The organism is Micromonospora sp. RV43, from assembly GCF_001029515.1.
Lineage (GTDB): Bacteria > Actinomycetota > Actinomycetes > Mycobacteriales > Micromonosporaceae > Micromonospora > Micromonospora aurantiaca.
The window spans coordinates 1-2,374 of record NZ_LEKG01000343.1; the positions used below are offsets into that span (position 1 = coordinate 1).

The 2,374-nt window shown below is 71.9% G+C and carries 4 protein-coding genes and 1 pseudogene; 1 reads left to right on the top strand and 4 read right to left on the bottom strand.

Translation table 11 applies throughout. The features are described 5' to 3' along the window. Positions 1-70 precede the first annotated feature (70 nt). Positions 71-475, bottom strand: coding sequence for a hypothetical protein (locus ABD52_RS36995; protein WP_047894835.1), 405 nt, complete (start codon positions 473-475; stop codon positions 71-73). A gap of 56 nt (positions 476-531) precedes the next feature. After that, on the bottom strand, positions 532-798 hold the full coding sequence (locus ABD52_RS40465) for a hypothetical protein (protein ID WP_047894836.1): 267 nt from the start codon (positions 796-798) through the stop codon (positions 532-534). A gap of 28 nt (positions 799-826) precedes the next feature. On the opposite strand from ABD52_RS40465, the gene ABD52_RS37005 reads away from it, so the two are divergent. Further along, positions 827-1,150 (top strand): hypothetical protein, encoded by a 324-nt coding sequence (locus ABD52_RS37005; RefSeq protein ID WP_152748377.1) that lies wholly within the window; start codon positions 827-829, stop codon positions 1,148-1,150. Here ABD52_RS37005 and ABD52_RS37010 read toward each other — a convergent pair. Then, positions 1,147-2,079 (bottom strand): hypothetical protein, encoded by a 933-nt coding sequence (locus tag ABD52_RS37010; protein WP_053065547.1) that lies wholly within the window; start codon positions 2,077-2,079, stop codon positions 1,147-1,149. The genes ABD52_RS37005 and ABD52_RS37010 overlap by 4 nt on opposite strands. Before the next feature lie 106 nt (positions 2,080-2,185). Further along, positions 2,186-2,374: pseudogene (locus ABD52_RS41340) on the bottom strand (hypothetical protein); the annotation flags it as partial.

The window sequence follows — 2,374 nt, forward strand, 5'->3', positions numbered from 1 at the left end:
GTGTGGTCATGCGGGGCACCGTACCCGCAGGCATCAACCGCCTTCTACCCGAAGAACGGTCGTGTTCCGGTCATTCGCGCAGCGCGGGGCCCTCGGCCGGAACGGCGGGACCGGGGGCGACCGGAGCGGAGCCGGTGGCCTCGGCGGGCACCGGGGCGGTGATCTGGGTCCGCTCGAACATGCCGAGCACGACGCCGACGAAGGACAGCAGGACGGCCTGCTTCTCGGCGCTCAGGTCGAGGCCGAAGCCGACCGCCGCGGCGAGTCCGGCCTGGGCGAAGCCGAGCAGCGCGGCCACCTGGCCGTCCTTGCGGGCGATGAACGCGACGGCGACACCGACGGCGGCGGCCGCCGCGGTGTTGAGGACGGCCTGCTGGTCGGCGGTGAGGTTGATCAAGAACGCGGCGATCAGCTTGATCGCCGCGGCGATGACCGCGAGGAAGATCGCGGGGTCGCGACCGAAGAGCTTGGGCACGAGTGCTCCTTGTTCATGAGGGTGGGGTTGGGGACGGTGGGGCTGGCGCCCGGGGGTCAGGCGCGCTCGGGCCAGTGCCAGGTGCCGCCGTTGTAGGACGGCGTTTCGGGGGCGCCGGGGGTGTTGGAGGGGTCGCCGTCGTGGCGCTCGCAGCCGCCGTCGGCGAGGGAGCGGAAGAACGTGCCGCTCGGGTTGAGTACAGCCAGGCCGACCTTGTCGCCGTCGGCCTCGGTGACGATGGCGGCGCGGCACTCGCTCTTGTACTCACCACCCGGGGTGCCGTGGCTGACGTAGTGGACGATGCGGCCGACGGTCGGGCTCATGGGTTCCTCTCGGGCGTACGGTGTGGGCGTGGAGGTGGAGCGGGGGGAGTCGATCCGGACGTGGGAGCACCCAGGGCTGCGCCGGATTTCGCGGTGGCGGTGGGGGCACGCCTCGGGCTCGGAGTGCGTGCACGTCGAGGTCGGTGTGCTGCCCGACGGCCGCTGGTACGCCGAGCGCGGCGGTGTGGCCCGCGCGTATCCGGATGAGGGCGACGCGCGGGCGGTGGCTGGCAACTTGATGGCTGACCGCGAGGGCTGGCGGGAGGTGCCGGCCGTGCTGGGCCCCGACCAGCAGCCCAAGGAGCCGGGTTGGGTCCGCCGCGGCGGCGAGTGGTTCCGGGAGGTCAGCTAGGCCTGCTGCGCGTCGCGCCAGGCTTGCGCCTCCAGCTCGTGGCTGGAGATCTCGTACTCGGGCCAGTTGTTCCAGTAGGCGACCGCGTCGACGTCGGGCTGCTGGCGTAGCCATGCGATGTGCTCGCGGATCGCCTTGGCTCGGCCGGCGCCGGTGATGTCGGTGGTGGTGCGCACCAGGCCGTACTCGGGCACGAGCAGGCGGGCCTTCGGCAGGGCCTTGCGGACCTTGCCGAACGCAACGCCGAACATTCGGTCCGGCCCCCAGTAGGCGGCGGTGTCGCGGGAGTAGCAGTCGATGCCGTAGTGGGTGGCGCCCGGGTACCACCAGTCGGTGGGGTTGCCGCGGCCCTCGTCCAGCCAGTAGCGGGTGACGATCGGGCCGTGGCCGAGGACCAGGCGTCGGTTGCGGTGGGAGGCGACGATCTGCGACACCCGGGCCGCCTTGGTTCGGTACGTGGCCGGCGGCACGTCGCCCATCGGCTCGTGGTACCAGGTGAGGTAGACCGGCCGGGTGAGCCCGTTCAGCCAACCGGTGAGCTGCTCGACGTCGTCCTTCCAGCTGACGTGCACGATGCAGTCAGCGGGCGCGGCCATCTTCCCGGCACCGTGCGCGGGCAGCTCCGGCAGCCTGTCGGCGTCGGCCCCGTCGGTGCCGAAGTCGCGCATGTAGCGCACCCGCGGATAGGTGCCCAGCATCTTCTCGGTCGGCTTGCCGGGCGCGGTGGACATACCGACCCGGGGGGCATGGATGGTGAAGCCGGCACTCACAGGCGCTGAGATCTCTCCCGTCACCTTGTTGCGCAGGCTGACGACGACCTCCATCTGCGCCTGCTCGGCGCCGGCCGCGACGACCGCCGCGACGATCTTCTCGCCGGGCGCGTAGACGGCCTTGCTGAGGGTGGCGGAGGTGATAAGAGGCGCGGCCATGGGGCCCCCTTCGGCGTACGGAAGCGGCCCGAGGCTTGGAGGCCGGGCCGAGGAATCAGCGGCTGGTGGCGCGGCTACAGCACGCAGCCGAGCAGCGGCAGGCAGATCAGCCCGTCGTCCCGTGCCGGTGGTGGCGGGTTGGACGGCGAGGGTGGGGGCTTGGGTCCGGCACCAGGCCGTACTCGGGCACGAGCAGGCGGGCCTTCGGCAGGGCCTTGCGGACCTTGCCGAACGCAACGCCGAACATTCGGTCCGGCCCCCAGTAGGCGGCGGTGTCGCGGGAGTAGCAGTCGAT